At 69.3% G+C, this 24456-nt stretch carries 24 protein-coding genes; all 24 read right to left on the bottom strand.

The genetic code is table 11. The features are described 5' to 3' along the window. Positions 1 to 562 precede the first annotated feature (562 nt). The 24 genes from HGI30_RS05295 to HGI30_RS05185 all read right to left on the bottom strand — a co-directional run bounded on the left by HGI30_RS05295 (position 563) and on the right by HGI30_RS05185 (position 24441). The gene (locus tag HGI30_RS05295) at positions 563 to 2185 is read right to left on the bottom strand and encodes an ATP-grasp domain-containing protein (RefSeq protein WP_168906690.1); all 1623 of its coding nucleotides are present in this window, start codon (positions 2183 to 2185) and stop codon (positions 563 to 565) included. A 5-nt stretch (positions 2186 to 2190) separates the two neighbouring features. Continuing rightward, positions 2191 to 3450, bottom strand: a complete 1260-nt coding sequence (locus tag HGI30_RS05290; protein WP_168906689.1) for an ATP-grasp domain-containing protein — start codon at positions 3448 to 3450, stop codon at positions 2191 to 2193. 67 nt (positions 3451 to 3517) lie between these two features. Further along, a complete protein-coding gene (locus HGI30_RS05285; RefSeq protein ID WP_168906688.1) occupies positions 3518 to 4912 on the bottom strand; it encodes an MFS transporter in 1395 nt (464 codons plus the stop codon). Further along, positions 4909 to 5580, bottom strand: coding sequence for a B3/B4 domain-containing protein (locus HGI30_RS05280; RefSeq protein WP_168906687.1), 672 nt, complete (start codon positions 5578 to 5580; stop codon positions 4909 to 4911). Before HGI30_RS05280 ends, HGI30_RS05285 begins: the two co-directional genes overlap by 4 nt. A gap of 33 nt (positions 5581 to 5613) precedes the next feature. After that, on the bottom strand, positions 5614 to 6960 hold the full coding sequence (locus tag HGI30_RS05275; protein WP_168906686.1) for a nucleotide sugar dehydrogenase: 1347 nt from the start codon (positions 6958 to 6960) through the stop codon (positions 5614 to 5616). A 16-nt stretch (positions 6961 to 6976) separates the two neighbouring features. Then, on the bottom strand, positions 6977 to 7387 hold the full coding sequence (locus HGI30_RS05270) for a DUF6917 domain-containing protein (protein WP_168906685.1): 411 nt from the start codon (positions 7385 to 7387) through the stop codon (positions 6977 to 6979). Then, positions 7384 to 8301 (bottom strand): Gfo/Idh/MocA family protein, encoded by a 918-nt coding sequence (locus HGI30_RS05265; protein ID WP_168906684.1) that lies wholly within the window; start codon positions 8299 to 8301, stop codon positions 7384 to 7386. Before HGI30_RS05265 ends, HGI30_RS05270 begins: the two co-directional genes overlap by 4 nt. A gap of 66 nt (positions 8302 to 8367) precedes the next feature. Then, positions 8368 to 9480: an Ldh family oxidoreductase gene (locus HGI30_RS05260; protein WP_168906683.1), complete on the bottom strand. Its 1113-nt coding sequence runs from the start codon at positions 9478 to 9480 to the stop codon at positions 8368 to 8370. After that, positions 9477 to 10805, bottom strand: coding sequence for a M20/M25/M40 family metallo-hydrolase (locus HGI30_RS05255; protein ID WP_168906682.1), 1329 nt, complete (start codon positions 10803 to 10805; stop codon positions 9477 to 9479). Before HGI30_RS05255 ends, HGI30_RS05260 begins: the two co-directional genes overlap by 4 nt. Next, positions 10802 to 11710 carry a sugar phosphate isomerase/epimerase family protein gene (locus tag HGI30_RS05250; protein ID WP_168906681.1) on the bottom strand — a complete coding sequence of 303 codons (909 nt, stop codon included), beginning with the start codon at positions 11708 to 11710 and terminating at the stop codon, positions 10802 to 10804. Before HGI30_RS05250 ends, HGI30_RS05255 begins: the two co-directional genes overlap by 4 nt. Next, the gene (locus tag HGI30_RS05245; RefSeq protein ID WP_235680329.1) at positions 11703 to 12833 is read right to left on the bottom strand and encodes a DegT/DnrJ/EryC1/StrS family aminotransferase; all 1131 of its coding nucleotides are present in this window, start codon (positions 12831 to 12833) and stop codon (positions 11703 to 11705) included. Before HGI30_RS05245 ends, HGI30_RS05250 begins: the two co-directional genes overlap by 8 nt. Continuing rightward, entirely contained in the window at positions 12830 to 13960 is a 1131-nt protein-coding gene (locus tag HGI30_RS05240) for a DegT/DnrJ/EryC1/StrS family aminotransferase (RefSeq protein ID WP_168906680.1), read from the bottom strand. Before HGI30_RS05240 ends, HGI30_RS05245 begins: the two co-directional genes overlap by 4 nt. A 42-nt stretch (positions 13961 to 14002) precedes the next feature. After that, positions 14003 to 15046 carry a Gfo/Idh/MocA family oxidoreductase gene (locus tag HGI30_RS05235; RefSeq protein WP_168906679.1) on the bottom strand — a complete coding sequence of 348 codons (1044 nt, stop codon included), beginning with the start codon at positions 15044 to 15046 and terminating at the stop codon, positions 14003 to 14005. Then, a complete protein-coding gene (gene trpA, locus HGI30_RS05230) occupies positions 15039 to 15848 on the bottom strand; it encodes a tryptophan synthase subunit alpha (RefSeq protein ID WP_168906678.1) in 810 nt (269 codons plus the stop codon). The genes HGI30_RS05235 and trpA overlap by 8 nt, the downstream gene beginning before the upstream one ends. Continuing rightward, a complete protein-coding gene (trpB, locus tag HGI30_RS05225; protein WP_168906677.1) occupies positions 15845 to 17038 on the bottom strand; it encodes a tryptophan synthase subunit beta in 1194 nt (397 codons plus the stop codon). Before trpB ends, trpA begins: the two co-directional genes overlap by 4 nt. After that, positions 17035 to 17877, bottom strand: a complete 843-nt coding sequence (trpC, locus tag HGI30_RS05220; RefSeq protein ID WP_168906676.1) for an indole-3-glycerol phosphate synthase TrpC — start codon at positions 17875 to 17877, stop codon at positions 17035 to 17037. Before trpC ends, trpB begins: the two co-directional genes overlap by 4 nt. Positions 17878 to 18076: 199 nt before the next feature. Further along, positions 18077 to 18856 (bottom strand): helix-turn-helix transcriptional regulator, encoded by a 780-nt coding sequence (locus tag HGI30_RS05215; protein WP_168906675.1) that lies wholly within the window; start codon positions 18854 to 18856, stop codon positions 18077 to 18079. Positions 18857 to 19059: 203 nt separating this feature from the next. Next, a complete protein-coding gene (gene acpS / locus HGI30_RS05210) occupies positions 19060 to 19449 on the bottom strand; it encodes a holo-ACP synthase (protein ID WP_168906674.1) in 390 nt (129 codons plus the stop codon). A 12-nt stretch (positions 19450 to 19461) separates the two neighbouring features. Beyond that, a complete protein-coding gene (gene nadE / locus HGI30_RS05205) occupies positions 19462 to 20271 on the bottom strand; it encodes an NAD(+) synthase (RefSeq protein WP_168906673.1) in 810 nt (269 codons plus the stop codon). A gap of 36 nt (positions 20272 to 20307) precedes the next feature. After that, positions 20308 to 20742 (bottom strand): BrxA/BrxB family bacilliredoxin, encoded by a 435-nt coding sequence (locus tag HGI30_RS05200; protein WP_168906672.1) that lies wholly within the window; start codon positions 20740 to 20742, stop codon positions 20308 to 20310. A gap of 162 nt (positions 20743 to 20904) precedes the next feature. After that, positions 20905 to 21240, bottom strand: coding sequence for a DUF3905 domain-containing protein (locus HGI30_RS23180; protein ID WP_168906671.1), 336 nt, complete (start codon positions 21238 to 21240; stop codon positions 20905 to 20907). Between the two features lies 1 nt (position 21241). Next, positions 21242 to 21370, bottom strand: coding sequence for a hypothetical protein (locus HGI30_RS23440; protein WP_268957826.1), 129 nt, complete (start codon positions 21368 to 21370; stop codon positions 21242 to 21244). 107 nt (positions 21371 to 21477) lie between these two features. Beyond that, entirely contained in the window at positions 21478 to 23175 is a 1698-nt protein-coding gene (locus HGI30_RS05190) for a two-component system sensor histidine kinase NtrB (protein ID WP_168906670.1), read from the bottom strand. Positions 23176 to 23250: 75 nt separating this feature from the next. Continuing rightward, on the bottom strand, positions 23251 to 24441 hold the full coding sequence (locus tag HGI30_RS05185; RefSeq protein WP_168906669.1) for an alpha/beta hydrolase: 1191 nt from the start codon (positions 24439 to 24441) through the stop codon (positions 23251 to 23253). Between the last annotated feature and the right edge of the window lie 15 nt (positions 24442 to 24456).

Below are 24456 nucleotides of genomic sequence, written 5' to 3'. Positions count from 1 at the left end.
CCGGACACACCCCTGCAAGCAGCGCGTTGCATCATGCAAGCTGGCGGACGCCTCCCGGCAAGCAGCGCATTGGATCACGCTAGCTGCCGGACGCATCCCGGCAAGCAGCGCGTTGCATCATGCAAGCTGCCGGACACACCCCTGCAAGCAGCGCGATGCATCACGCTAGCTGCCGGACACACCCCTGCAAGCAGCGCGTTGCATCACGCTAGCTGGCGGACGCACCCCTGCAAGCAGCGCGTTGCATCACGCTAGCTGCTGGACGTCCGTTTGAGCAGTGGAATGCTGTCCGCGAGCTGAGTCCGTTCTAAGCTTACGATTCCTGGTACGCTTAGCGGCCCTTTTGTCGCGCTTATGACAAGCTAGCGACGCGTCAGACGCTTGCACGTCTGAAACGCCCTCATTCAGCTCGTTTTGCCTGACTTTTTTGCGGCTAAGCTCGCCACACGTCGTTAGCTCGATCGGCACCCCGATTCCAGCCTCCTAACGAGCTGATTCGTCGTCAGCACCCCGATCTTCTACGAGGAGCCCTTACGACGACTGGAACCGCTGCCGGGAGCGCTCAGAACGAGAACGACTCCTGCAGCGGCTGCCCGTCGCGAGCGGGCTCCGGCTCGCCTTCCGCAGCGGCTGCCGGCCGCGCGCCGGCCGACGCTTCCGCTGCCGCCCCTTCGCCCGGCGTTTCCGCCGCGGCCAGTCCGGCCGCGCCGGCCGACGCTTCCGCTGCCGCCCCTTCGCCCGGCGCTTCCGCCGCGGCCAGTCCGGCCGCCCCGTCCGCCGCCGCCAGCCGCAGCCGCACGGCGGAACGGATGCGGCGCACGGCGGCCGCAAGCGCCTGCGGCCGCTCCGCCTCGAGCTGCAGCGTCGAGACGAAGCTCATCGCGTTCTGCCCGGCGACGCGCCGCACGACGCTGCCGACCGGCAGCTCCTGCTCCGCCGCGAGCCGCACGCCGTCCGGCAGCAGCCCTTCCCGCTCGTAGCCCGCATAGACGTACGCGCCGCCGACCTGCGTGCGCGCGTCGTCCTCCAGATAGAGGCGCAGGTTGCAGCGCGCGGACGGCGCTTCGCGCAGTGCCGACGGCGGCAGGCCGTTCGCCGAGCCGTACAGCACGGCGAGCGCCCAGGCGCGCGTCATATCGATGCCGTACACGTCGCGCAGCTGCGGCACGATGTTCCAGCCGCCGAAGCGGGCGGCCGTCTCGATGATGCCGACGCGGCGGCCTTTCAGCAGCTTGACCTCGGTGTGGGTCGGGCAGGTGCGCAGGCCGAGCGCCTCGTTGGCGAGCCGGCACGCCTCCACGATGATCCGCTGCGCTTCGGCATCGAGCGCGGACGGCACGAGATGCGCCGTTTCCGTGAACTCGCTGTGCTGCGGCGCCTTGTCCGTGATCGCCACGGGATGGTAGACGCCGTCCACCATCATGCCCTCGACGGAGACGTAGTCGCCGTACAGCGGCGCCAGCTCGCCGTACCAATCCTCGGCGCAGCCCTCCATGTACGTCTCGGCGAGGAACAGGCACTCGCCGCCGAACAGCAGCCGGTCCTCCTCCGAGCTGCCGAGGCTGGCCTGCACCTCGCGGAACACCTCCGCCGGATCGCGGCTGCCGTCGAGCCGCGTGACGCCGATCGAGCAGGCGAGATACGTCGGCTTGAGCACGAGCGGATAGCCGAGCTCCCGCGCGGCCGCGGCCAGATCGCGCTCGCCGTAGATCGGCCGGAAGTCCGGGCCGGGCGCTCCGCCGGCGCGGAACGCCTGGCGCATCTCCAGCTTGCCGCGCGCCTGCACGGCGCCGTGCACGCCGGCCGAGCGCAGGCCGAGCCGCTCCGCCGCCTTGGCGACGGACAGCACGATATTTTCCGCGCCGCCGAACAGGATGCCGTCCGCGCCGAACAGCACGGCGGCCTCGGCGATCCGGTCCGCCAGCTGCTCCTCCGTCAGCGTGTACGGACGCGCTCCGGTGAACGTGACGCTGGCCGGATGCTCGTAGCCGCCGGGAGGGCAGGCGGTACGCTCCTTGAGCACGCCGTGCGCGTAGCGCCCGACGTCCTCCATGTAGCGGGCCGTAACAGCGCTCGGGCGCGGGATGTACACGTAGACGTCCGCCAGCTCCGCGAGCGTCCGGAGATCGGGCGGCGAGCCGCCGAGATCGGCCACGACGAGCAGCTTCTTCCTCGTCTGCTCCATCCGTCCTAGCCCTCCACGGCCGCCAGCGGCCGCGCTTCGATGCGGAACAGCCCCATCGCCCGAAGGATCGCCTTCTCGACCGCCGCCTCGCTCTCGCCGCGCAGCCGGTAGCGCCCGCTGATATGGTAGTAGGAGCCCTTGCCGTCGAGAATCTCGCCCGGCTTGGGCGTCCACTCGTCATAGATTTCCGGTACGACGCCGAGCAGCGAGGAGACCGAGACGACCTCGGCCGGAGTGCCGGGAGGCTCGGGGAACTGGATCAGCCCGCCGTGCACGCCCTCCTGCGGAGCCTGCAGCGGCTCGAATGTGCCCAGCTCGATGCGCATCCACTCCTCGCACAGGTTGACGCCGTACAGATCGACGGTCAGGAAAGGCGTCTCCGCCCCGCCCATGCGCGCGCCGATCTCCAGGAACACCGCCTCGCGGCCGTCCCGGTCGATCACCTCCAGATGGAAGCAGCCGTCGCTCAGCTCCAGCGAGCGCAGCACCTCCTCCGTGAAGCGCTGCAGGCGGTCCCGCAGCTCCTGCCGGTCGGTGACGATGAACGATCCGTTCGGCCGCCCCTCGGCGAAGCCGAGGCAGCCTCCGACATACTGCGACGGCGCGTAGAACGCCAGCTCGCCGTCCTTGACCAGTCCGTCGATATGGAAGATCGGGCCGGCGACGAACTCCTCCACCTGGCAGTCCCCGGCCGTGCCCGCCTCATGCACGGCGCGCAGCGCCTCGCGCAGCTGCCGCTCGTCCTCCGCCTTCCGCACGCCCTGGCTCGCCGCGCCCCGGCGCGGCTTGACGATGACCGGATAGCCGGTCTCGCGGGCGAACGCGACCGCCGCGTCCTCCTCCGCTCCATCGAGGAAGCGAGGCACGCGGATGCCGTCCCGCCGCAGCCGCTCCTTCATGACGATCTTGTCCCGGTACAGGGAGATGCGGTCCAAGCCGACGCCGGGAATGCCGAGCTCGGAGCGCAGCCGCGCCGCATGGCTCAGGTCGAACTCCGACAGCGCGAGCAGCAGGTCGAAGCCGCCCAGCCGCTCGGAAGCGCCCTCGAACGCGGCGCGCAGCGGCTCGAACGCCTCCAGCTCGGCCAGCTCGTGCACTTCGGCCGCCAGCGGCTCGACGGCGGCGATGTCCTTGCGTCCCCGCGCGTTGACGAAATAGACGACCTGGTCGCGGGAGTGGTCGATGACGCGGGAGTAGTCGACGAAGCCGCCGAGCACAACGTCGCCGAAGCGGTGGATGACGGCGATTTTCCGGGATGTGGTCATAATGCTCCTCCTTATGCCCTCTTGGGGATGTTCTGCGCTTGCGGTCAAACGGAAAGCCGCCCCGGCTTCAGGCCGAGGCGTCGATGGCGGCGGAGCCGGCGCGGCGCGCGGCGCCCAGGCCGCCGCTGCGGATGCGGCGGATGAGCAGCGCCTGCAGGATGCCGCAGGCGACGAACAGCGCGCCGAGCGCCGAGAACAGCACGGCGCCGTCCGTCGCGGAGTAGAGCAGGCCGCCGAGCACCGGGCCGATCGCGAGCGGAACGTGCATGTGCAGGCCGAAGATGGCGAAGTAATAGCCGCGCTCCTGCTCCGGAGCGAGCTCGGCGACCGTGTTCTGCAGATGCGGCCCGATCAGCATCTCCGCCACGGAGAACACCAGCTCGACGACGAACAGCAGCAGCAGGACGGTCGAAAATGCGTAGCCGACCGACACGGCGGCGAACATGCCGTAGGAGACGGCCGCCGCGAAGGAGGCGGACATCCGCTTCGTGCGCGCGATGATCCACAGCTGCAGCGAGATGACGAGGATGCCGTTGAACGTCATCAGCGAGGCGAGCACGTCCTCGGGACGGGCGAACGACTCGCCGAAGTGGAACGGCAGGATCGAGATGACGAGCGCGAAGACGAGGCCGATCGGCATCGCCAGCGATGTCATGCCGAGCAGCGCCCGGCGGCGCGCGGCGGCATCCGGCGCGGACAGCGTCCTGCCCCGGGCCGCATCGGCCGCATCGGCGGCTTCCGGCACGGCCGGCGTCCTGCCCTCGGCCGCATCGGCCCCATCGGCGGCTCCGGGCGACGCGCCCTGCTGCTCCGCGTCCGCTCCTCGGGCGACCGCGCCCGCCTGCCTCCGGGCCGAGCCCGGCCTCGTTTCCGGCACCTTGGACAGCACGAGGAAGAGGTACGCGAGCAGCAGCGCCGCTCCGGCGGCGAACACGACGTTCTCCCCGGCGCGCAGCAGCAGCAGCCCGACCGCCGGGCCGAAGGCGGCGCCGACGTTGGAGGCGGTGTGCAGCAGCGCGAACACCTCGCGCTGCCGCTCGCCAGGGACGACGTCCGCGACCATCGCGTTGGCGGCCGGGTTGAACAGCGCCGAGCCGACGCCCATGACGGCGGTGATGGCCGCGAATGTCCACACCTGCTCGGCGAAGGCGTACGCGCCCATGCACGCCGCCTGCAGCAGCAGCGCGCCGATCATGACCGGGCGGCGGCCGAGCCGGTCGCTCAGCCCGCCTCCGACGAAGCTGGTCACCATCGAGGCGAACGGCTGCAGGCCGATGACGAGCATCGCGAGCAGCAGCGAGCCGCCCGACTGCTCGTACAGGTAGAGCGCCAGGAACGGGCGGATCAGGAACGTCGTCGTCGCCGTGACGGCGTTGCCGCAGATGCGGATCCAGAGCGCCGAGTCATAGCGCCGGATCAAGCCGCCGGCGCGGGCGAGGGGAGAGCCGAGACGGCCGCTCATCCGGCCGTCCGAACGCCGGTCCGCTCCAGACGGGCGGCGGCCGCGTCGAGCGCGGCCTCCACCTCGGCGCGCGGGATGCCCGGCACCTGGCAGCCGAGCAGCCAGACGGAGCGCGTCGCCGCCGTCACCTTTTGCGCCTCGCCGTCGCGGTAGCAGAAGCGCGAGAGCACCTTCTCGCCGTCGGCGAGCACGAGCACGCCGGCAGGCAGCTCGGCCGCCTCCGGCTCGCCGAGTCCCTGGAACGGCTCGCCCCCCTGCGTGAAGTCGAGCCGCAGGCTGCCGACGACCGCGCCGGAGTCGAACGCGCCGAGCGGAATCCGGTGCTCGAGCGCGGCCAGGTTGACCGCGTCGACGGCCGGATGGATCAGCGGCAGCCGCGCCAGCTCGTCCTTGATGAAGAACCGCTGCAGCAGGTTCTGCACCGACGGCGGCGTTTTTTTCGGATCAAGCCCGATGCTGCGGTAGAACTCGCTGTAGGCGCGGATGCGCGGATCGTCCGCGACGTCCGCCTTGCTGCGGCCGCGCCAGCGGGCATGGATTTCGTTCCAGGCGGCGGTGTCGGGCGGCGCGGCGGCCGCCCTTTCGTCCAGGCCGATCTCGCGCCCGTACACCTCGACCTCGCCCAGCTCGCGCCGGACTTGTTCAGCGACATGGATGGCTGTGAACATGAGGATCTCCCTTTCTGCGGTGGATGCGTGAAGTCAGACGATGGCGAGCGCGCGCTCGCGCTCGTCCGGTCCCGGCATGGCGTCGCCGATCCTCACGATGGAGGCGGCGTCGTAGCCGGCGAAGGCGTTGCGCGTGTCGAGCACGGGCACGCCGGAGCGGGCGATCTCCCCCAGGTCGAACGCCGAGTGCGCGGTCAGCAGCAGGATGCAGTCGTAGGAGGCGAGACGGTGCGGGTCGAGCTCCGCCGCCTGCTCCGGCCGATGCCCCTTCTCCGTGCGCACGCCGGCGCAGTGCGGGTCGTGCACGGTGAGCCGCGCTCCTTTTTCATGCAGCAGATCGTAGATTTCCAGGCTCGGCGACTCGCGCCAGTCGCCGACATCCGGCTTGTAGGCCATGCCGAGCAGCAGGATGCTCGAATTCTTGACGCTCTTGCCGGAGCGGTTGAGCAGATCGGCCGTCTTCTGCACGACGTACCGCGGCATGTTGCGGTTGAGGTCCTGCGACAGCTCGATGAAGCGGCTGAAGAAGTTCTCGCCCTTGGCCTTCCACGACAGATACATCGGGTCGAGCGGAATGCAGTGGCCGCCGATGCCGGGACCGGGGTAGAACGGCATGAAGCCGAACGGCTTTGTCGCCGCCGCCTGGATGACCTCCCAGACGTTGACCTCGATGCGGTCGCACAGCTGGGCGATCTCGTTAATGAAGGCGATATTGACGCTGCGGAACGTATTCTCAAGCAGCTTGGACATCTCGGCCGCGCGCGTCGAGCTGACCGGCACGACGCGCTCGACGATCGACTCGTACAGCTTGACGCCGAGCTCCAGGCAGCGCGGCGTGCTGCCGCCGACGACTTTGGGCGTGTTGCGGATGCGGTACGTCTTGTTGCCGGGATCGACCCGCTCGGGCGAGTAGCACAGGAAATAGTCCCGGCCCGCCTGCCGCCCGTCCGGCGCGAGCGCCGAGGCGACGAGCTCGTCCGTCGTGCCGGGATACGTCGTGCTCTCGAGCACGACGAGCGCCCCCGGCTTCAGATAGGCGCCGAGCTGCTCGACCGCCGACGTGATGCAGCTCAGATCGGGCTCCTGATTGCGCGTCAGCGGCGTCGGCACGCAGATGCAGACCGCGTCGAGGCCGGCGATCGCGGCAAAGTCCGTCGTCGCCTCGAAGCGGGCCAGCGCCGCCGCCGTCATCTTTTCCTGGACGTCGGGAATGTAGCACTCTCCTCGCCTCAAGCGGGCGACCTTGTCCTCGGACAGGTCAATGCCCGTCACCGCGAAGCCCGCCCCGGCGAACTCAAGCGCCAGCGGCAGCCCGACATATCCCATGCCGACGACGCCGATCCGCGCCTGCCGGCTCTCCAGCTTCGAAAGCAGCTCCATATGGGGTTCTCCTCCTTCAATCGCCGATCTCTTCTCCCGGCTCGAATCGTACCGCCTGCTCGACCTCCAGCCCGACATCGCCTGACGCCAGCAGCTCCGCGGCTGCGATCAGGATGTTGTAATGGTTCGGAAAATGACACTCGTCGAAGCCGAGCACCTCGCCGAGCACCCGTCCTCCGGCAACGACGCGATCCCCGCGCTGGACGACGCCGCCGGCCTCGAATTCGGCGAAGCCGAGGAAGCCGACGCGATCGATCGCATCGCCGGCAACAGCCGACGCCTGCGTCGTCGTGACCAGCTCATGGATGTCGCCCTGCCGGATGCAGCGGGTGCGCTCCTCCATCAGCCGCATGCCGCGGTCCGTGCGCTTGTGATGCAGCAGCTTCACGAAGCGGCCGCGCACGACCCGCTTGTCGGCGAGCTTCACGAGCGGACCGTCTCCGCCAAGTACGTGTCGCGCACGAGCCGCACCGCGTCCAGCCCGTCCTCCCCGTGGCAGCCGCCCGCCTCGATCTTGGCGTCGAAGTCGCGCAGGATTTCCGCGTACTCGTGGAACAGCGACGACTTGAACGCCTCGAAGCCCGCCAGCATGTCGACGCGCAGCTCCGTGCCGTCCTTCAGCCGGATGAGCACTTCCTTCTTCTCGCCGTGAGGGTATGCCCAGTCCAGATGCACCGTTACCGGAACGCCCGTCTCGGACACGAGCTCCACGCGCGCCTCGGTATCGGCCTTGCCGGTCCAGGAGATGTCCGCCGAGACGACGTCCAGCCGGCCGAGGAAGTAGGCGAGCGTATCGTACACGTTCGGGCCGTTGTCGGCGATGCAGCCTCCGCCGCAGCGCGCCGGATCGAGGTACCAGCGGTCCTCCCCGGCATGCTCCTCGATCTTCTCCAGGTAGCACGCCTCGACCGAGGCGATCTGGTCGCGGGTCGAGAGGCGCTCCAGCGCCTGCTGGAAATGCACGTTGTAGCGGCGGTGGAACGCGGTGAACATCGTCTTGCCCGTGCTGCGCGACCAGGCGGCGAGCTCCGCGGCTTCCTGCAGCGTCAGCGTCATCGGCTTCTCGCAGCACACATGCTTGCCCGCCAGCATCGCCTCGCGGCAGATTTCGTAATGCTTGTCGTTCGGGACGTTGACGATGACCGCGTCGAGATTCTGCTGGCGCAGCAGCTCGCGGTAGTCCGTATAGGCATGCAGCCCTTCCTCCTGAAAAGCGGCGATGCGCTCGGGATGGAGATCGCAGACGGCCGCCAGCTGCGGCAGGCCCGCTTCATTCTTCATCGCGTGCACATAGAATTTAGAGATGACGCCCATTCCGATCAATCCGACTTTCCGTGCCATTGCCGATTGCCTCCTTCATATGCCGAGCCGTTGATTATGAGTGTTGTCCGCTTCTCCGCCCTCCGGTCAGGCGCGTTCGGCCCCCGCCCGCTCGCGCAGCGGGGCCAGTCCGAGCCGCCCGGCCAGCTCGAACAGCTGCGCCGCGAGCGTCTCGTCCAGCTCCACCTGCTCCCGCCTTGCCCGAGCCGCCTCCAGATAGCCCGGATAGACGACCCTGCCGCCCTCGCGAGCCGGCGGGCAAGCGAGCAGCGCACCGAGCATGCCGCCCATGTCGCGCTCGAAGCCTCCGTCCGGGCGGAAGCGCGCCGGATCGATCGCCAGGAAGAAATGCCCGACGCCTACGTCCTCCGCGCCGGCCGCCCGGCCCTCCGGCGAGAGCAGCCGCTCATGCGGCCCCATCTCCGCTCCGGACAGCGCCCCGCAGAGGATGTCCACCAGGAGCGCGAGGCCGAAGCCCTTGGCGCCGCCGGTCGACAGATCGCCGCCGAGCATCTGCAGATGGCCCCATCCTTCCTCGTAGGCGGCCGGATCGGTGACCGGCCGTCCCTCGCCGTCGACGAGCCAGCCCTCCGGGATCGGCTCGCCCCGGCGCAGCGCCGCCTTGATCTTGCCGGTGGCGACGACCGTCGTGCTCATGTCGAGCTGGAACGGCGGATGTCCTTCTCCCGGCGCGCCCATGGCGATCGGGTTCGTGCCCAGCATCGCCGCCGAGCCGCCCGGAGGCCGGGCGATTGCCTGCGAGCCGAGGTTCGTCATCGCGATGCCGATCATGCCCCGGCGCACCGCCTGCTGCGTGTAGTAGCCCGCGCTGCCGAAATGCGACGACCGCCGCACCGCGACGCAGCCGATGCCGGTCTGCGCCGCCTTGTCGATCGCCAGCTCCATCGCCCGCGCTCCGACCGCCAGGCCGAGCCCGCCGCGGGCGTCCAGCGCCGCGATCGAGGCCGTCTCCGCCGTCAGCTCGAACTCCGCCTGCGGGTCGATGCGGCCGTCCAGCATCCGCGCGACGTAGATGCGCTCGAGATTGGCGACGCCATGCGTGTCGAAGCCGTTCTCGTCGGCGTAGCAGAGCACCTCGGCGGCCGTCCGGGCCGTCGCCTCCGGAGCCCCGCAGGCCCGGAACGCCTCCTCCGCGAACCGCCGCAGCTCCTGCGCAGGCACGATTGTAACGCTTGTCATGCGCTTCCCGTCCTCTCCGGCTGCCGCTTCTTGCGCGCCGTACGGGCGAACGCGAGCAGCAGCTCCTTGATCTGGCCGGCGTACCGCTCCAGCTCCGCAAGCTCCATGCTCTCGCGGGCCGTATGCGCGCCGTTCCCCTCCAGGCTGCCCGGTCCGTAAACGACCGTATAGCAGCCCTTGGCCATCGTCCACATCGCGTCGCAGGTGAAGGCGCGTTCCGGACGGTCGTCCGGATTGCGCGCCCAGCCGAGGCCGGCCAGCAGCCGCTCCCAGGACGGATGGCGGTTGTCCAGCACCGGCAGTCCGCTCTTCTCCCAGCTCAGCCGGCAGAGCCGCGAGGCGTCGCGCGCCGTGCGGCGCGCCTCCGGCACGTCCGCCCACTCGTCCGCGAAGCGCAGCAGCGCGTCGCGCGCGCACCGCTCCGTCAGCAAGCGCAGCTTTTCGCCCGCATGGGCCGACGGGTACGCGACGTTCAGCAGCAGCGAGCCGGTGCCGTAGACCTTGTTGTGCATCCCGCCCGTATGCAGGCCGGCCAGGCACACCTTGCCGCCGAGCTCGCGCGCCGGCTCCGACAGGCCTCGCAGCAGAGCCCCGCCGACCTGCCCGAGCAGCAGCGTCGCGTTGTGCCCGGCTTGCGGGGCGTCGTCGGTCGCGTCCTCTCCGAACATCTCGAGCCGCGCCGTCATCGACGTCGTCGAGCGGTCGAACCAGACCCCGCCCGACGGCTCGGCGAACACGTTCAGCGCTCCGACATGCCCGAGCTCGGCCAGCTCCCGCGTGCCGTAGACGCCCATCGCGCCGCCCTCCTCGCCGCTGACGCTCTGCACGAGCACCGAGCAGTGCTCCGCCAGCTCCGGCGCCTCCGCGAGCGCCGCCTCGATGCCGGCCAGCAGCGCGACTCCGGCGCCCTTCATGTCGGCGCTGCCGCGGCCGTAGAAGCGGATGCCGTCGAAGCCGATCTCCTGCCCGCCGTCCGCGACCGTATCCATGTGGAAGTTGAACAGGATCGTCTCTTCGCGCGGCCGCTGCCCGCCGATGCGCAGCAGCAGGTTCGGCTGGGCGGCGAGGAACGCCTGCTCGCCCGTCCGCTCCGCCCGCCGCAGCACGCTCAGCGGCACGCCCTCCCGCCGCAGCGACTCGGGCGGAGCCGGCTCGAGCAGCGCCTGCTCCGCCCCGGTCCGCCTTGCCGCGAACGCGGCGTACGCCCGCTGCGCCTCCGGTAGCCGCCCGGGAGCGTCGGACTCGAGCGGCGACACGGTGTCGAGCCGCAGCAGCGCGAGCAGCAGCTCGGCATGCTCATCCGTGAACAGCCTCGCCTTGCTCACGCTCCCGCCTCCCCGGCGGCGGCCGCTTCGGCGGCGGCCGTTTCGGCGCGGGCGTCCGCCCGGACCTCGGCGAGCAGCCGCTCCAGCTCGCGGCCGTACGCCGCGTATGCCTCCAGCTGTCCCGCGCCGCCGCCGCGCTCGCCCAGATGCGGCACGACATGCAGATGCGGCTCGATCGCGAGCAGGCCTGCGTAGCCGGCGTCCAGCAGCAGGCCGAGGCACTCGGCGACGCCGGCGTCGCCGCGCCCGGGCGGCGTGTACACCGCCTTGCCGTCCTGCAGCCGCCCGTCCTTGACATGCACATGCTCGACGTAAGGCAGCGCCCGGCGCAGGTAGTCCGGCGCCGAATAGCGGTAGGCGATGCCGTTGCCGGTATCCATCAGCAGGCGCAGCGACGGGCGGTTCACGGTCCCGACGAGCCGCAGCGCCCGCTCGGGGTCGCTGCCGGCCCAGCCGGCGCAGTTCTCATGCAGCAGCGTGACGCCGCAGCGGCCGGCCCGCTCGGCGAGCCGGTCCATCCGCTCCAGCACGCTTTGTTCCCAGTCGGTCTCGCTCCAGCCGTCGTTCGGCCAGGACATGACCCGCAGGCCGCGACCGCCGAGCCGCAGCAGCCGCTCGGCGCAGCGCTCCAGCTCCTCCAGCTCCCGCTCGAACGGATAGGTAATCGGCCGCTCCCAGTTGCCGATGCGCGAGTCGGCGATCGACGCCTTCAGCCCCGCGCCCAGCAGCAGCCGCCGGGCCTTGCCGGTCAGGGCGTCGTCCCAGTCGGCGAACGCGGCCCCCTCCGCCGAGCGCAGCTCCAGCTCCGTCCAGCCGAGCTCCGCGTGGACCCGCGCCTGCTCCTCCAGCGAGGCCGACGCCTCGTCTCCGATGCCCGACAGGGCGATGCCCCCCCGCTCAAGCATGCTGGGGCTCCTTGGCCAGGAACGACACGACCGCGCGGATGACCTCATCGACGTCGCCGTCCGGCATCTCGGGATAGAGCGGCAGCGCCAGCGAGCGGCTCGCGAACCGCTCGGCTCCGGGATAGTCGCCCGGACGCGCGCCGAGGTCCGCGAACGCCGGCTGCAGCGGCAGCGCCGCCGGATAGTACACCTGCGTCTCCACGCCGGCCTCCTCCAGCTCCGCGCGCAGCTCGTCGCGCCGCTCGGCCTGCACGACATAGGTATAGTACATGCGGCTCTCGTGGTCGTCGACCGTTACGGCGAGCCGCACGTCGAGTCCGGCGAACGCCTCGTGATAGCGGGCCGCCAGATCGCGGCGGCGATCCAGCAGCCGGTCGATGCGGCCGAGCTTGTGCAGCAGATAGCCGGCCAGCACCTCGTCCATGCGGCTGTTGTAGCCGAGCTGATGATGGAGGAAGCGGGTGACGCCGTCCTGCCCGTGGTTGCGCAGCATGCGGCAGCCGCGGGCGAGCTCCTCGTCGTCGGTCACGATGACGGCGCCGTCGCCGATGCCGCCGAGCGGCTTGGCCGGGAAAAAGGAGTACAGTCCCGCGTCGCCGTGGCGCCCCGCCGGCACGCCGTCCTGGGACGCGCCGAGCGCGACCGCGCTGTCCTCCAGCACGAGCAGCCCGTGCTCGCGGGCGACGGCGCGGATCGCCTTCATGTCGGCCATGACGGAGAACAGATGCGTCGGGATGACGATCCGGCTCTGCGGCGTGATGCGCCGCTCCAGATCGGCCGGATCCATCATGCCGGTGCGCGGATCGGCGTCGACGAACACCGGGTTCGCCCCGAGCAGCCGGATCGCGCTCGCCGTGGAGATGAACGAGAACGCCGGCGTCAGCACGTCGACGCCGGGCCCTGCGCCCATCGTCCGCAGCAGCAGGACGAGCGCCGACGTGCCGTTCGCCGCCGCGACCGCGTGGGCCGCCCCGGTATAGGCGCAGATCGCCTCCTCCAGCCGCCGCACGTCTTCCTTGAGGATGAACTGGTCCGTCGTTCCCGAGCGGTACACCAGCTCCTTGATGACGTCCTTGTCCGGCGCGAACCGGGCGCTGTAGTTGAAGAACGGCACGTTCATCATGACTTCACCTCCGCGTAAAAGTCCTGGATGGTCCGGCAGACGAGCCTCGCCTCCTCGTCGGTCAGATCGGGGTACATCGGCAGGCCGACGGCGCGTCCGGCCGCCCGCTCCGCATGGGGGAGCTGCCCCGGGCGTCCGCCCAGCTCCGCGAACACCGGCTGCAGATGCAGCGGCAGCGGATAATACACCTCCGTGCCGATGCCCCTCGCCGTCAGATGCTCCACGAGTCCGTCCCGCTCGTCCGCTTCGATCAGATAGACGTAATAGACGGCGTTGGCCGCTTCCGTGCTTTCCTTGATGACCGGCGTCGACACCTGCGGCACGGCCGCCAGCTCGCGGTCGTACAGCGCGGCCAGATGGGCGCGGCGGGCGATGTTCGCCGCCAGCGACTCCAGGCGCACGGCGATGACCGCCGCCTGCACGTCGTCCATGCGGCTGTTCCAGCCGATCTCATGATGGATGTACGGCTGGCCGGCCTCCTGGCCGTGGCTGCGCAGCCGGCGGGCGGAGGCCGCCAGGGCGTCGTCGTCCGTCAGGATCATGCCGGCGTCGCCGATCGCGCCGAGCGTCTTCGTCGGGAAGAACGACAGCACGCCGCCTCGTCCATGCAGCCCGGCGTGCACGCCGCCGCTGAACATGCCGATGCCCTCGGCGCTGTCCTCCAGCACCTGCAGCCCATGGCGCCGCGCGATGTCGAGGATCGCCGGCATGTCCGCCATCTGCGTGAACAGATGGACCGGCATGATCGCCCGCGTGCGCTCGGTGATCTTGGCCTCGATCCCGGCCGGATCGATCGCGTAGGTGGCCGGATCGATGTCGCAGAACACCGGCGTCGCGCCCGCGTGGGCGACGCAGGACGCCGTCGCGAAGAACGAGTAGCCCGGCACGATCACCTCATCGCCGGGGCCGATGCCGGCCGCCTGCAGCAGCAGGATGAGCGCGTCGGTCGCGTTGCCGACGGCGACCGCGTGGCGCGCTCCCGTGTAGCGCTCCAGCGCCCGCTCCAGCTGCTCGACCTCCGGTCCGTTCGTGAACTGGCCGCAGCCGATGACCCGGTCCAGCCGCTCCGACAGCCGGGGCCACGCCTCCTCGAAGGAGCGCGCTCCGGTATAAAAGGCAATGCTCATGATCGATGCCCCTCTCTGGCGTCTATGCTTCTTGTTCGTTGCTCAGCCGCCGGCGGCGGCCGCGTGGCGATCGGCCCGCTCGCGGGCGGGAATCGCCTTGGCTTCTTCCAGAACCTTCATGACCGCCCGGTTGAACGCGGCGCCGCTGAGCGGACTCGGTCCGATGCCGGCGTAATGGAGATAGAACTCCTCCATCACGGCCGTCAGCGGATCGTCCTCCAGCCACAGCCGCTCGACGATCCGGCCGTCCTTGCCCCGCACCTCCAGCCAGGAGTAGCTGTCGTCGCCGCTGGCCGGAAAATAGCCCGTCACGGCCGCGTCGTCGAATTCCAGCTCGAGCCTGCGCTCGCGCACCGGGCTCATGAGATCGGAGCGGATGCGGGAAACGGCTCCGGCAGCATGCTTCAGCGTCAGCTCGGCCCGTCCGAGCAGCGGCAGCTGCCGCTCGCCGACGACCATGTCCTCGGCCGCCGCGCCTGTCACCTGCGCCTCCTCGCCGCCGAGCGCGAGCGCCAGCGCGGCCAGATGCGGCAGCTCGACGTCGAACGCGCTGTCGTGGCCCGGCTGCCGCAGGCTGCGGGAGAGGCGGGCCTTGTTCTGGCACGCCTCGATCCGCCGCAGCCGCCCGAGGCGGCCGCCGTCCATCCGCTCGCGGATCGTCTTGTAGAGCGAGCTGGACAGCCAGTTCGCGACGACGAGCAGGTCCAGCCCGCAGCGCCGCTGCAGCGCGAGGATCGCATCCGCGTCCTCCAGCGTGCCGGCCAGCGGCTTCTCGACGATCAGCCGGGAGTAGCCGTGCCGCGCCGCCTGCTCCGCCGCCTCGGCATGCTGGCCCGGCGGCGTGCACACATGCACGACGGTCCGCTCCGGCGGGTAGTCGCGCACCGCCTCCGGCCATCCCGCCAGCAGCGCCGCGTCCGGCGGAGTCCCCTCCGCTCCCGTCAGTCCCGGATCGAGCACGCCGACCGGGCCTTGCAGCCGACCGCGCAGCGACGGCAGCGCCGCCGCCTTGCGCAGGCAGGGCAGATGCAGCTCGCGGCCCGCGCGGCCGAAGCCGACGAGCAGCGAACGCAGCGGCTCAGACATGCTGAGCCTTGCCGGTCGCCTGCTTGAGCTCGCCGATGAACCGGCCGACCTCGGCCACGACCCGGTCCGCCGGCGTGCGGCGGATCAGGTTGACGAGCGCGCTGCCGACGATCGCGCCGTCGGCGTAGCCGCTGACCTCCTCCACGTGGCCGGCATGGGAGATGCCGAAGCCGACGGCGAGCGGCAGATCCGTGCGGCGGCGGACCTCGTTCAGGAAGCCTTCCAGCTCCACCGGCATCCGCTCCCGCTCGCCGGTGACGCCGGCGACCGAGATGCAATAGAGGAAGCCGCTGCCCTGCTCGACGACCGCCTGCGCCCGCTCCGGCGTCGTCGTCGGCGCGATGAAGAAGATCAGGTCCAGCCCCTGCGGACGGAACACGTCGACCCACGGCCCGGCCATCGTCGACGGCAGATCGGGGATGATGAAGCCGTCCACGCCGGCCAGAGCCGCGTCATGCGCCAGCTTCTCCAGGCCGTAGGCGAGGAAGGAGTTCGCGTAGCCCATCAGCGCGACCGGCAGCTCCAGCCCTTCGCGCCGCAGCCCGGCGACCGTCTCCAGGCAATCGCTCAGCCTCGTGCCGCCAAGCACGGCCTGCAGGCTCGCCTCCTGGATGGCGGGGCCGTCGGCGAGCGGATCGGCGTACGGCACGCCGAGCTCGATCATGTCCGCGCCCGCATCCGCGATCGCGCGGATCAGTCCCGGCGTGCTGCCCCGTTCGGGATAGCCGCACGGCAGATAAGGGATGAGCGCCTTCTCGCCGCGCTCCTTCAGCCTGCTGAACATCGTTTCGATCCGGCTCATGCGCGCGCTCCCTCCAGCTCCAGCTTGTCCAGCGCCTCGATGGCCTGGCTGAGATCCTTGTCTCCTCGTCCCGACAGGTTGACCAGCACGATCTGCCCCGGCTCCATCGCCGGCGCCAGCTTCAGCACGTGCGCCACCGCATGGGACGACTCCAGCGCGGGCAGGATGCCCTCCGTCCGGCACAGGTAGCGGAACGCCTCCAGCGCCTCGCGGTCGGTCGCCGACGTGTACTCCACGCGTCCGCTGTCCTTCAGGTAGCTGTGCTGCGGCCCGGCTCCCGGATAATCGAGGCCTGGCGCGATGCTGTGCGTCTCGCGGATGCCGCCGTGCTCGTCCTGCAGCATGTAGGTCAGACTGCCCTGGATGATGCCGAGCGTGCCTTGGACGAGCGGAGCCGCGTGCTTGCCCGACTCCAGCCCCTCGCCCGCCGCCTGCACGCCGATCAGGCGCACCTCGGGATCGTCCAGGAAGCCGCTGAAGATGCCGATCGCGTTGCTGCCGCCGCCGACGCAGGCGACGACCGCGTCCGGCAGCCGACCCTCCGCCCGCAGCAGCTGCTCGCGGGCTTCCCGTCCGATGACGGACTGAAAATCGCGCACGATCTCGGGAAAAGGCTGCGGACCGACCGCCGACCCGAGCAGGTAGTGCGTCGTGTCGACGTTCGCGATCCAGTCGCGGATCGCTTCGCTGATCGCGTCCTTGAGCGTCTGCTGTCCGAGCGTGACGAGCCGCAGGTCGGCTCCGAGCAGCTTCATGCGCTGCACGTTCGGCGCCTGCCGGGCCGCGTCGACCGCGCCCATGTAGACGACGCACTCGAGGCCGAGCTTGCAGCAGGCGGTCGCGACGGCGACGCCATGCTGTCCCGCTCCCGTCTCCGCGACGATGCGCTTCTTGCCCATGCGCTTGGCCAGCAGCGCCTGCGCCAGCGCGTTGTTGATCTTGTGCGCCCCCGTATGGGTCAGGTCCTCGCGCTTGAGGTACACGCTCGCTCCGCCCTGCTCTCCGCTCAGCCGCTCCAGCGGCGTGATCGGCGTCGGCCGGCCGACGAACTCCTTGAGCAGGCGGTCGACCTGCGCGAGGAACGCCTCGTCCCCGCGGACGGCCGCATACTCCCGCTTCAGCTCCTCCAGATTGCGGATCAGCGTCTCCGCCACGAACGCCCCGCCGAACGGACCGTAGAACTCGTTCATCCAGGCACCCCTTCCTTTCCTGCCGCAGCCTCTCCGGCCGCCGTTCCTTCCGCCTCTCGTCCGACGAACCGTCGTACCGCCGCGCCCGGGTCGGCGGCGCTCAGGATCGCCTCGCCGACGAGCATCGCGTCGAATCCCTCGCTTTGCGCCTGCAGCGCATCAGAGCGGGAGTGCATGCCGCTTTCGCTTACCGTGACGATGTCCCCTCCGAGCAGCGCCCGGATCTGGCCGGCCCGCCGGATGTCCACCTCGAACGTCTGCAGGTCGCGGTTGTTGATGCCGATGATTCCCGCCCCCGCTCCGAGCGCCCGCTCGGCGTCGGCCGGCGTGAAGCATTCCGCGATGACGCCCATGCCGAGCTCTCCCGCCAGCGCGAGCAGCTCGGCCAGCTGCTTGTCGTCCGGCACCGAGCGCACGATGACGAGCGCCGCGTCCGCGCCGACCGCGCGGGCCTCGAGAATTTGGTACTCGTCCACGATGAAGTCCTTGTACATGACCGGCAGCGACAGCCCGCCGAGATTGGCCACCTGCTCCACGACCGACGCCCCGTTGCCGAAAAACGCCTCGTCCGCCAGCACCGAGATCGCCCTGGCGCCGCCAGCCTCATACGCCAGCGCCAGCTCCTCCGGCTTGAACTCCGCGCGGAATTCCCCCTTCGACGGCGACTTGCGCTTGATCTCGGCGATCAGCGAGATGCCCGGCGCCTTCAGCGCCCCCCGGAAATCCCGCGGCGCCCTCGCCTGCGCCAGCTTGTCCCGCAGCCGGGCGGCGCTCGCCTCTTTTTTCTTGCGTTCCAGCTCGATGCGCTTATGAGCGACGATTTCGTCCAGCATGAACATGTCTCTATTCCAGCTCCTTCCGATAGGCGGATGTCCGCCGCTTCCGGCCGTCCTGCGCGCGTTTCGGCGCGGCTCTTGCCTGCTGATGTAAAAGGATGGGGAAACTGCGTCCATCATAGTCAAAACAGCCGCTTCGTCAAATGCCCTAAATTGGGTATTGCCCGAGCCGCATTCCCGCGGCATCAGGCGGGACAAGCGCTTATCGCTTCAAAAACCGGATGAAGAACTCCCCTTTGTGGCTCACGCCGGTCTTCGCATATATTTTTTTAATGAACGTCCGCACCGTCTGCTCGGTGATGCCGTGCCGCTCCGCGATCTCCGCGACGGCCAGCCCCTCCAGCCAGCTGCCGGCGACCTCCATCTCGCGAAAGGTCAGCCGATGCTCCTCCAGCCGTTTTTGAACCGAATCCGGAGCGGACGCCGTCCGCTCCGTCCGGCCCTCGACGGCACGGGCCAGCTGCTGCAGCAGCGGCACGCGGAACGCGAGCTCCCCGCCTGGCGTGCTCCCGAGCGCCACATACCCGCAGCCCCGGTCGTCCCGCCGCAGCGGCGCGCACACCCAGGACAGCCCCCCGAAGGCCGGCTTGTCGTGCTCCAGCCCTTCGACGACGGACAGCCGGCCGGTCGCCAGCGCCAGCGCGACCGCATTGCGCCCCGCTTGCTCCCGCGCCAGGCTGACCCCGGCGCGCAGGCCGGCTTCGCCCAGCCGGCGCGCCAGCTCCGCCTCGCCTTGGATATGGCGGACGATGCCCGCCTCATCCGCATAGAGGAACAGATGCGGCTTGACGAGCGTCATTTCCTGAATCTCTCCGGCAAGCAGACGGATCGCTTCCGCCTGCTCGGCATGCGGCCTCCACGCCGCCTGCTCTCCCCGCGCCTGCTTGTCCAGCGGCCAGCGCTTTCCATCGAAGTCGTCGACGGTGCACCAAGGCTTGCCTTGCTTGCGCCGCGCGCGGGTTCCTGCTTCCATTCTCCTCATCGCTTCCTCCTCTATCGGTGTCGATCGCATGTTGCCAGCAGCAGACTTCCTCCTTTTCGCATCGGATTAAAAGAATACTACCAAGCTGAAGCTGAAAAAACTGTCGAATGACATAAATTTTAATTTAAATGTCTGAATTTGGTCCTTTAGATGTCAAAAAACCCTGCGCGCCGAAGCGTGCAGGGTCGTTGGATCGTGCGTGTTCATTGGGTCTCCAGAACTACGAAAGCGGAAGCGAGCTGCTGCTCGTGGGTAATGCTGACATGCAGCGCCGCCGAGGCATGGAGTCCGAGCACGGCGGCGGAGCGGGCGGAGAGCCGGCAGATCGGCCTGCCGGACGGTCCGCGCAGAATCGCGACGTCGCGGAAGCCGGCGCTCGCGCCGATGCCGCAGCCGAGCGCCTTGACGGCCGCCTCCTTGGCGGCGAAGCGGCCGGCGACGAACTCCGCTTGCCTGCGTCCGCCGAGCGCCGAGGCAAGATCCAGCTCCTCCTCGGTCAGGATGCGCCGAAGGAAGCGCGGGCCCGCTTCGCCCGCGAGCATCCGCTCCACCCGGCTGATGTCGCACAAGTCATGGCCGATGCCGGCGATCATGGACGAGCCGCCTCAGATGCCCGGGATCGGGGAGCGCTTGTGCTGCGTCTTGAGATACTGCTTTTCCAGCAGCTCGCGCGCGGCCTCTGGAATTTCGCGGCCCTCCAGGTAAGCGCTGTTGTCATCGTACTTGATGCCGAGCTCGCCTTCGTCGGTCTGGCCTTCCCAGAGCCCCGCCGTCGGAGCCTTGTCGAGGACGCTCTGCGGCACGCCGAGCGCCGCGGCCACCTGCCGCACCTGATGCTTGTTGAGCGTGCTCAGCGGGGTGATGTCGACCGCCCCGTCGCCCCATTTGGTGTAGAACCCGGTGATCGCTTCGGAGGCGTGGTCGGTGCCGACGACGAGCAGGTTCAGCTCCCCGGCCAGCGCGTACTGGGTCACCATCCGCGTGCGCGCCTTGATGTTGCCCTTGACGCCCCGGTTCACATGGCGGGAGAGGCCGATCGACTTCAAGGCATGCTCGACCTCGAGCGCGATCTCGTCGACCGCCTCCGCGATGTTCGTCTCGACGCGGTGCTTGAGCTCGAACGCTTCGGCGACCTCGTAGCTGTGCGCGATGTCAGACTGCTCGCCATAGGGCTGGAATACGCCGAGCGTCATGTACTCCCGGCCTTTCTCCTGCGTCAGCTCGTCCGTCGCGCGCTTGCACAAGCCGGCGGCGACGGCGCTGTCGATGCCGCCGCTGATCGCGATCAGCAGGCCCGACGCGCCGGCGCCGACGACATATTCCTTGAGGAAGTCCACCCTGCGGCGGATTTCCTGCTCCGGATCGATGCTCGGCTTGACGCCGAGCGCGGCGATGATGTCCTGCTGCAAGCTCATGGCTCTATTCCTCCTTCGGAAAATCGGGCGGGACGGTTAGCGGCAGTAACGGTCGAACGCGCCCGTCAGCTCGGCCGAAATGTCTGCGGCGGAACGGTTTTCAATCTGATGGCGCTCGATGAAGTGCACGAGCTCGCCGTCCTTCATGAGGGCGATGGACGGAGAAGAAGGCGGGTACGGCGCGAAGTATTCGCGGGCTTTGGCCGTCGCTTCCTTGTCCTGGCCGGCGAACACCGTGTACAGGTGATCCGGCGTGATGTCGTGGGCGAGCGCATCCGCGACGCCCGGACGGCATTGCCCCGCGGCGCAGCCGCAGACGGAATTGACGACGACAAGCGCCGTTCCCTTGGCCGTCGGCAGCTTCTCCTCGACTTCCTCCGGCGTCCGCAGCTCCTGGATGCCCAGACGAGTCAGCTCGTCCCTCATCGGCTGCACCATATCGAACATGTATCTCTCAAAAGACATCGACATTTAAACCCACACCTTTCGGGGATTGGATTGGCATTATCCCCGCTATTATACCTGATTGCCGCCGCGAGGGAAACGCCGTCCGCTCCGGCCTGCGGCCCCCGGCCGGGGCAGCCGCGAAAAAAGCCGCCCCTTCCCCGCTCGGGAAGGGGCGGCTCGGCGCGCTCAAGGCTCCTGCGGCGGCTCCACGCCGCTCTCGGCCGAATGCTCGGGATGGCGGAGCGGACCGGGGTCCGGCTCGTCGCCCTGCTCGAACAGGGCGCGGTTCTGCGCGGTCAGGAACCCGATGTCCTTGTACGGGTGCACCCATTCGTCGCCGGCCATGACGGCCGGATCCGTCTCCTCCGACCACTGCTCCAGCGGCGAGTCCGGCGAGGCGTACTCGTGGTCGCCGATCGTGACGCCATGCCGGTTCACGAACGGCGCGCGCGGTCCCCTGCCGCTGCGGAAGCGGGGAAGAAACTCGATCTCGAACGGATCCAGCCGCGGATCGCCCGCCACTTCAGATCGACGGACGGTTCGGACCGTCCAGCTTCTTGTCGAAGCCCGGCGAGCCTGCGGCCGTGCCCTTGCGCTCCTCTTGCTGCTGCTTCTTCTGCTCCTTGGAGTCGTCGTTGCCCGGATTGGCCATCGTATGCGTTCAGCTCCTGTCGGTAAAGGATGGACGCGGCCGCATGCTGGCGCCGCCATGGGGCTAGTATGCCGTCCCTGGCGGCGAACTATGCCCGGAAGCGGCCCCTAGCCGGCATCCGGCTCTCGCAGGCGGAGCTCCTCCTGCTCCGGGCGCTCGAAGACCACCTTGAACACGGTGCCGCGGCCCGGCTCCGAATCGACGTCGATGCGGCCGTTGTGGCGCTCCGCGATGCTGAGGCAGAGCGGCAGGCCGAGGCCGGTGCCGCGAGCCTTGGTCGTATAGAACGGCTCGAACAGGCGGACAAGCTTGTCCGAAGGAATACCGTCTCCGTCGTCCTCCACCGACAGCTCCACGGCCGAGCCGATCATGCGGGTCGCGATCCGGAGCACCCCTTTGTCCCCCATCGCCTCCATGCCGTTGCGAGCCAGGTTGAGGATGAGCTGCTTGATCTCCTTGCTGCTCAGCTCGAGCGGCGGGATCTGGTCGGCGAGGCTCAGCTCGATCGACTGCCCGCGCAGGTTGGCGTCGGCCCATAGAAGCGGCAGCAGCTCGTGCACGATATCGTGGAGCGAGCCTTGCTCCTTGGCGATGACGCGGTTCTGGGCAAGCGAGAGAAAGTCGTTGATGATGGCGTTGGCGCGATCGAGCTCGTCGATGACGATGCGGAAATACTCCTGCTGGCTGTCCGGACTCCGTTCGCGCATCAGCTGCACGAAGCCGCGGATGACGGCCATCGGATTGCGGATCTCATGCGTGATGCTCGCGGCCATCTGGCCGACGAGGCTCAGCCTTTCCATCCGTCCGAGCTCGTCCTTCAGCTGGCTCAGCTCGGTCACGTCCTGCACGACCATCGCGGCGCCCGTCACGATGCCGGCCTGCAGGTTGCGGATCGGAAACGCCGTCGTCAAGTAGGAGCGCTCCCCTTCGGCGAGGATCGCAGGCGGAGACATGCTGCCGCGGATCGCCTGGTCGAACTGCCGCTTGAGCTGCTCCTGGCTGCGGAAGAACCGCTCGTACGGCATGCCGGAGAACTCCAGCTTGCTGCGGCCCTTGAGCGAATGGCCGCTGAGCCGGATCGCGGCATCGTTCAGATGCGAGATCCGGCCGTCCGCGTCCACGAGGACGGTCCCCATCGTGCCCATCGCCATCTGGTCGATGAACTGCTGGAGCTTGTGGACTTCGTTCATATAGTTGGACGACATCCGCCTCAGCTGATGCTGCAGCTGATGGTGCTGGTTGACCTGCTGGATCGTGTACAGGGTAAGCGCGGCTGCGGCGTAGCTGATGATCGTGATAAGGGCGATCGTGCCGGTGGCGGTGACGAGGCGCTCCGGCTCGAACTCTCTGAGGTAGAGGACGTAGAGCAGCGCGTGGTAGGCTCCGCCGAGCGTCAGCAGCACGAACAGGATCTTGAACTTCTCCTTGAGCCGCGCAAGCTGGAACGGCCGGATCGTCAGCAGCAGCACCGGGATCGCGGCCGCCAGGAACATGACGAAGCCGAACGTCTCCCAGCCGTCGTCGAGCTGAGGCAGGCGCAGGACCGCGTAGATCGCGGACATCGTGGCCAGACCGGGCACGCCTCCGTACAGAGATCCCATGAGGAAGGGGATGTACCGCAGGTTCAGGTCGAAGCCGAACCGGGTCGTCTCGGTAAGCAGGAAGCACGCCGCCAGCGAAACCCCGTAGGCGGCGCAGAAAAACGGAATCGAGCTGCGGCCCTGGTTCAGGCGGTACATCCACAGCTGATAGAGGAATACGGGCAACAAGGAGATGAACGCCTGCAGAATTAATTTTTCCCCCATTGACGCAGAAGGTTCCCCCCTTTGCGAGCCGTCTTGGATACCTCCGATTAAAGCACAGCAGGAGATTTTTGACAATCAAGAGTTTGCATAAATCCACATCCGGACCGTCTCGATGACCTCCTCTCTGCGTTCGTCGTGATGCAGCTCGTGGAAGCCCCGCTCCCAGCGCCGGAACGAGCAGAGCGGGCCGAGCGCCGCCGCCAGCTCCTCGCTCGCCTGCAGCGACGTCACGCGGTCCTCCGTGCCGTGCAGCAGCAGCGTCGGCACGGCCAGGGAGCCGGCGGACGCGAGCGACTGGGCGGCGGACGACGTCACCGCCAGATAGGTCGAGACGGTGATCCGGGTGTGGCAAAGCGGATCGAGCGCGCCGCCGGCGACGGCATGGGCGCCCGGACGGAACAGGTCCCGCTGCTTGATGCCGCTCGGCAGCGCGAAGGCCGGCCGGATGCGGCCGATCCAGGCCGCCGCCGCCCGGGCGAGGCTGGACGGCGGCGAGGCGAGGCGCAGCCACGGGCTCGTCAGGATGAGGCCGGCGATCGGCAGCTCGCGGCCGAGAGCGGCCGCCAGCGCAACCGCGCCGCCCATGCTGTGCCCATAGAGGATAATCGGCGATTCCGGCCATAGGCGGACGGCCTCGCGGACGGCCCGCTCCGCGTCGGCCGTCAAGGTCTCCATGCTGTCCGCGTGGCCGCGCGGGCCCGGCGAGCGGCCGTGGCCTCGCTGGTCGTAGGCGAGCACGGCGATGCCTTCCGCCGCCAGCGCCTGCGCGAGCTCCGCATAGCGGCCGCTATGCTCGCCCATGCCGTGCACGAGGCAGACCGCCGCCCGCGGCTTGGCGCGCAGCGGCGATGCCGCCTCCGGGCGGCTTCGAGCTCGTTCATGGCCGTCCGGCCGGGAGGGCTCTTGGTGGCGGAATTGCCCCTCCGCTTGGGCGGACTTCTGCGGCGCTTCTCCCTGCGGGCCTTGGCGCCGCGCCATGCCGTCCGGCTGCGAGGCTTCTCCCTGGCGGCCCCGCTCTTTCGCCGGACCGCCCGGCTGCGAGGCTTCTTCCTCGCGGCCTCGGTCTTTCGCCGGACCGCCCGGCTGCGAGGCTTCTTTCTCGCGGCCTCGGTCCTCCGCCGGACCGCCAGGCTGCGAGGCTTCTCCCTCGCGGCCCCGGTCTTCCGCCGGACCGCCCGGCTGCCGGCCGTCCCCTTCGTTCCTCGGCTCCAGGGTCCATCCCTGCAGCCGCGTGCCGTCCTTCGCCGTCAGCGCCAGCTCCCGCATCGCCATCCGCTCCTT

The organism is Paenibacillus albicereus, assembly GCF_012676905.1.
Lineage (GTDB): Bacteria > Bacillota > Bacilli > Paenibacillales > Paenibacillaceae > Paenibacillus_O > Paenibacillus_O albicereus.
Note: the sequence above shows the minus strand (reverse complement) of the source record. Positions and strands in the feature narration are given on the sequence as shown.

Bases quoted from the DNA above. Each gene is read 5' to 3' on its own strand.
- trpC (WP_168906676.1), bottom strand. From the start codon at position 17,877: ATGTTCATGCTGGACGAAATCGTCGCTCATAAGCGCATCGAGCTGGAA.
- HGI30_RS05240 (WP_168906680.1), bottom strand. From the start codon at position 13,960: ATGAGCATTGCCTTTTATACCGGAGCGCGCTCCTTCGAGGAGGCGTGG.
- trpB (WP_168906677.1), bottom strand. From the start codon at position 17,038: ATGAACGAGTTCTACGGTCCGTTCGGCGGGGCGTTCGTGGCGGAGACG.
- trpA (WP_168906678.1), bottom strand. From the start codon at position 15,848: ATGAGCCGGATCGAAACGATGTTCAGCAGGCTGAAGGAGCGCGGCGAG.
- HGI30_RS05235 (WP_168906679.1), bottom strand. From the start codon at position 15,046: ATGTCTGAGCCGCTGCGTTCGCTGCTCGTCGGCTTCGGCCGCGCGGGC.
- HGI30_RS05280 (WP_168906687.1), bottom strand. From the start codon at position 5,580: ATGTTCACAGCCATCCATGTCGCTGAACAAGTCCGGCGCGAGCTGGGC.
- acpS (WP_168906674.1), bottom strand. From the start codon at position 19,449: ATGATCGCCGGCATCGGCCATGACTTGTGCGACATCAGCCGGGTGGAG.
- HGI30_RS05265 (WP_168906684.1), bottom strand. From the start codon at position 8,301: ATGGCACGGAAAGTCGGATTGATCGGAATGGGCGTCATCTCTAAATTC.
- HGI30_RS05295 (WP_168906690.1), bottom strand. From the start codon at position 2,185: ATGGAGCAGACGAGGAAGAAGCTGCTCGTCGTGGCCGATCTCGGCGGC.
- HGI30_RS05185 (WP_168906669.1), bottom strand. From the start codon at position 24,441: ATGCGGGAGCTGGCGCTGACGGCGAAGGACGGCACGCGGCTGCAGGGA.
- HGI30_RS23440 (WP_268957826.1), bottom strand. From the start codon at position 21,370: ATGGCCAATCCGGGCAACGACGACTCCAAGGAGCAGAAGAAGCAGCAG.
- HGI30_RS05200 (WP_168906672.1), bottom strand. From the start codon at position 20,742: ATGTCGATGTCTTTTGAGAGATACATGTTCGATATGGTGCAGCCGATG.
- HGI30_RS05190 (WP_168906670.1), bottom strand. From the start codon at position 23,175: ATGGGGGAAAAATTAATTCTGCAGGCGTTCATCTCCTTGTTGCCCGTA.
- HGI30_RS05260 (WP_168906683.1), bottom strand. From the start codon at position 9,480: ATGACAAGCGTTACAATCGTGCCTGCGCAGGAGCTGCGGCGGTTCGCG.
- HGI30_RS05285 (WP_168906688.1), bottom strand. From the start codon at position 4,912: ATGAGCGGCCGTCTCGGCTCTCCCCTCGCCCGCGCCGGCGGCTTGATC.
- HGI30_RS05250 (WP_168906681.1), bottom strand. From the start codon at position 11,710: ATGCTTGAGCGGGGGGGCATCGCCCTGTCGGGCATCGGAGACGAGGCG.
- nadE (WP_168906673.1), bottom strand. From the start codon at position 20,271: ATGAGCTTGCAGCAGGACATCATCGCCGCGCTCGGCGTCAAGCCGAGC.
- HGI30_RS05275 (WP_168906686.1), bottom strand. From the start codon at position 6,960: ATGGAGCTGCTTTCGAAGCTGGAGAGCCGGCAGGCGCGGATCGGCGTC.
- HGI30_RS05290 (WP_168906689.1), bottom strand. From the start codon at position 3,450: ATGACCACATCCCGGAAAATCGCCGTCATCCACCGCTTCGGCGACGTT.
- HGI30_RS05215 (WP_168906675.1), bottom strand. From the start codon at position 18,856: ATGAGGAGAATGGAAGCAGGAACCCGCGCGCGGCGCAAGCAAGGCAAG.
- HGI30_RS05245 (WP_235680329.1), bottom strand. From the start codon at position 12,833: ATGATGAACGTGCCGTTCTTCAACTACAGCGCCCGGTTCGCGCCGGAC.